This window comes from Westiellopsis prolifica IICB1, from assembly GCF_004323185.1.
Classification (GTDB): Bacteria; Cyanobacteriota; Cyanobacteriia; order Cyanobacteriales; family Nostocaceae; genus Pelatocladus; species Pelatocladus prolificus_A.
In genome coordinates, this window is the sequence record NZ_NAPS01000002.1 from 2,049,720 (window position 1) to 2,053,760 (window position 4,041).

General features: G+C 42.8%; 5 protein-coding genes. 1 reads left to right on the top strand and 4 read right to left on the bottom strand.

What is annotated here, in order from left to right:
• Positions 1–174: 174 nt before the first annotated feature.
• The 4 genes from B4U84_RS23115 to B4U84_RS23130 form a co-directional block, all read right to left on the bottom strand.
• Positions 175–567, bottom strand: a complete 393-nt coding sequence (locus B4U84_RS23115) for a PH domain-containing protein (RefSeq protein ID WP_017311510.1) — start codon at positions 565–567, stop codon at positions 175–177.
• The gene (gene rnpA, locus B4U84_RS23120; protein ID WP_131120696.1) at positions 554–973 is read right to left on the bottom strand and encodes a ribonuclease P protein component; all 420 of its coding nucleotides are present in this window, start codon (positions 971–973) and stop codon (positions 554–556) included. Before rnpA ends, B4U84_RS23115 begins: the two co-directional genes overlap by 14 nt.
• A 24-nt stretch (positions 974–997) precedes the next feature.
• Positions 998–1,132, bottom strand: coding sequence for a 50S ribosomal protein L34 (gene rpmH, locus B4U84_RS23125; protein WP_071524783.1), 135 nt, complete (start codon positions 1,130–1,132; stop codon positions 998–1,000).
• A 250-nt stretch (positions 1,133–1,382) separates the two neighbouring features.
• Positions 1,383–1,895, bottom strand: a complete 513-nt coding sequence (locus B4U84_RS23130) for a DUF2808 domain-containing protein (protein ID WP_017311512.1) — start codon at positions 1,893–1,895, stop codon at positions 1,383–1,385.
• Positions 1,896–2,665: 770 nt separating this feature from the next.
• Here B4U84_RS23130 and B4U84_RS23135 point away from each other — a divergent pair.
• Positions 2,666–3,829 (top strand): Re/Si-specific NAD(P)(+) transhydrogenase subunit alpha, encoded by a 1,164-nt coding sequence (locus B4U84_RS23135; protein ID WP_131120697.1) that lies wholly within the window; start codon positions 2,666–2,668, stop codon positions 3,827–3,829.
• Positions 3,830–4,041 lie beyond the last annotated feature (212 nt).

Below are 4,041 nucleotides of genomic sequence, written 5' to 3' on the forward strand. Positions count from 1 at the left end.
GCATGGGGCATGGGGCATTGGGCATTGGGAAGAGACTTGTTAAATAATAATTCCCCCCACACTCCCCACACTCCCCACACTCCCTGCCCCCTTGATCCCTTGATCCCTTGCTCTCTTGCTCTCTTGTCCCCAATCCCCGATTCCCGCTCCCCGCTCCCCGCTCCCCGATCCCCATTATTTTTTCGCACTAACATTAAAATTGGGATTTTTGGCGGTGACTCGTTCAGTGATGTAATCATAGATCTCACGGAACTTAGGAACAGCCCGTAGTTCTAAACGACTACCATCTCTGAGGGTTAATACCATGTCTCCCCATATGCCAATACCGCGGGGAACTTTGACGATTTTGACAACTTCTGAGTAGATAACGTCGCTGCGATCGCGTCCCATCCAACCGCCAGTTACAGAAATTCGGCGATCGGTGATTCTATAACGCAGCCACAATGCTCTCACAATTGCTCCTACCGTCAACGGTAAACCTACAATCGTCAAGCCAATAAGTATGTTTATTATTAAATCCCCAATATGGGGACCACCTTCAAAATAAACTTCTTCACGAATGCCCATTTAATACCTCAGCTTTTGCCAACAACTGCTCTAATTCTTGCAGAAATTGTTGGGTTACGCACTTAGATTCTGCGGCCGTTGGTTTTACAACTACAACTAACCGCCATCCTGGTGACAATTGAGGCAACAATTTATGCAAAGCTGCCGATATTTGCCGTTTGAGGCGGTTACGAATTACTGCCCGTTTACTGACTTTGGTGCTAATCGAAATACCAATTTTGACTGGAAAAAGCACCGAATTTGTTGCTTTTACATAAGTTTGGGCAGTATCAAGAGAAGGTTTTTTCATAGAAGATGGCCGTAAGGCTCTCAAGGTGAAATAAGAACCATCACGGCGAGTACCTTCCCGGAAAACTGCCTGAAAATCTTTTCGGGATTTTAGCCGATTTGCTTTGGGCAAAGCCACAACTGCTGTCTAAGTTTCCTTACCCTATACACTCAGGCGATAACGTCCTCTTTTTCTTCTAGCTCGAATTACGTTTCTACCATCTGGTGTTCGCATTCTGGCACGAAAACCAGATGTTCTCTTCCTCTTTCGGTTTGTTCCTTCTAAAGTTCTCCGCATACCTTTATCCTTTTCGGCAAAATTTTATAAAAAGCCACAATCTATAATCTTATCACTTTTTTGTCAACAAAATAAGTCAAAAATCTATTGTCAAGAGTTTTTGATCTACGGGGAACGGGAAATGAGGGAACAGAAACGGGGAAATAAGCCGCTAATATTGGATACTTCCACTTTGATATTTATGAAAATAAACAAATTTTATTTATTGATATTTCCCTGTTCCCTGTTCTCTGTTCCCTTGTAAGCTTGACTAACTAATACTAAGAATCCAGGTTCCCAAATAACGCGCTAATGGGACATCACCCGGAGTTTGAATTGAGCAGTTCCAATAGAAAATGCCTCCAAAAGCTGGATTTTTGACATTAGATAACACTATTTCAACATTGCTACCTGCTGGTATGGCTTCTTGAGGGTAAATTTGAATCACGCGATTTTCTCTATCCCATTGCACTTCAGACAGTGGGACTTTTTTGTCTTTCACACGGATTTCAACTTTTTTGGGATCTATAGTTCCTTTGTAGTAATTGGGATAGTTAACAACAAATTGGGAAGCGGCGAATTTCATCTTTTTAGCGGGGATTTTTAAACGATATCTGTCCCAAGCATTGCTTTGTCCGCCAAAATCCAATCGGAAAGGCAATTGATTTTCACTTTTGACACCGCTAAACAGCGTAAAACCTGGCAAACTCTGCGCCCAACTTATTGCTGGTAAACCTGTCAGTAACAAGCCAGTCACCGCTAAGGCAGAAAATAAACGTCGCATAGTCAAGCTCCTGTGGCAGAAAGAAAGATGTTGTTTTAGTAACTGGGAGTAAAGGTTTACAACTAAACTTTACTACTGACTTTATTTAGATTTTAGACGTCTAACCCTTTACAAAAGTGCCGTCCTGTCTAGATTGAGGAAAATCTCTATTTTAAAAATAGTCTTTAAATTTACAAAAAATTGTACTAGAAGTCTAGCGAGCTTGTGAGGTATATAAAGTTCTAATCATTAGTTATTTTCTAATAGTTTTACCAGAGAACAAAAAATTATTGGAATCAAGTTGTATTTCTGAATATGTACAAGTTTATCTAAAATTAAGATTTTTGTTATAAAAATTAAGCGATTTAATAGAGCGATCGCCAGCTAACTTAAGCTAGATTGGTGGCAGTAAGCATTACTCACAGCAGAAAAAATTTCTAATCATGTGAGGAATTATTTGGTGAGAAATGAATCGATATTGCACTATGTAAACAAGACACAACAATATTTTGCAATCCCTAAAAGAATTTGAAGACATAGATGTAAAAGCTGGGGATCAGCATAGGATGTGCAATAAATAACCTATAAATGCAAGTATATGTAATTGCAACATCCATACAACAGCACAGTCAGGCTTTGTCTAGATAGCTAGAGTGGGAAAGCGTAAAGGTCTAAACGAGAAAAGCCTATAGCTGATAGCCCCATCCCAAAGTTAAGAGTACGTCTAAATACTCATCGCAAAAGTTTCACAACTTGCATCAGAAATAAGTATTTAATCTCAAGGAGATTACATGAGAATAGCAGTTGCTAAAGAAATTGAAGTATGTGAACGTCGTGTGGCATTAGTTCCCGACATTGTAGCGCGGTTGGTTAAACAAGGTTTAGAGATTTGGATAGAAACTGGTGCGGGTGAACGAGCATTCTTTAATGATGCTGCTTACGAAGCTGCTGGAGCCACAATAATTGCCGATACTAACAAATTATGGTCAGAAGCAGACATTCTCCTCAAAGTCAGCCCACCACAAGAGCGAGAAGACGGGCGCTCAGAAATAGAGTTACTCAAAGAAGGGGCTGTACTGATTAGCTTTCTCAATCCTTTAGGAAATCCAGTCATAGCTCAGAAATTGGCAAATCGTAAAGTTACAGCCTTGAGTATGGAAATGATTCCCCGTACTACTAGGGCGCAGAGCATGGATGCTTTATCATCACAAGCATCAATTGCAGGTTACAAAGCCGTACTCATCGCCGCCGCCGCACTACCAAAATATTTCCCCATGCTGACAACTGCTGCTGGTACGATCGCCCCCGCCAAAATATTTATCATGGGTGCTGGTGTTGCTGGCTTGCAAGCGATCGCCACCGCCAGACGCCTGGGAGCAATTGTAGAAGCTTTTGATATTCGTCCCGCCGTCAAAGAAGAAGTGCAAAGTTTGGGAGCAAAATTTGTCGAAGTTAAATTAGACGAAGAAACAACAGCCGCTGGTGGTTACGCCAAAGAAATTTCCGAAGCCAGCAAAAAGCGCACCCAAGAACTTGTCACCGAACACATCAAAAATGCTGATGTAGTCATCACCACAGCTCAAGTTCCTGGCAAAAAAGCCCCTCTTCTAGTCACAGAAGATATGGTTAAGCAGATGAAACCAGGTTCAGTAATTGTAGACATCGCCGCCGAACAAGGTGGTAACTGCGCTTGCACTGATCCTGGTAGAGACATTGTTGCCCACGGCGTCACCGTCATCGGCCCAATTAATTTACCATCTTCCCAACCAGTCCACGCTAGTCAGTTGTACGCAAAGAACTTGACATCTTTAATGCAACTACTCATCAAAGATAAAGCTGTAGAGGTCAACTTTGCCGACGACATTATTGAGGCAGCTTGCATTACCCACGCTGGCGAAATTCGCTCTGCACGGATTAAAGAAGCATTGCAAGCCATAAGTTCAGCAGTGAGTTAGGGACCGGGGATCGGGCATTGGGCATTGGGCATTGGGGAGCCAGTGCGTTGCGGAGGTTCCCTCCTTTGTAGCACCTGGCGTCATTGGGCATTGGGCATTGGGCGTTGGTTATTCTTCTTTGTCTCCCTGCTCCCTGCTAAGAGATCCCTGCTAAGAGCTCCCCCCCTCCCCCCTCTCCCCTGGCGTCATTGGGCATTGGGCATGGGGCATTG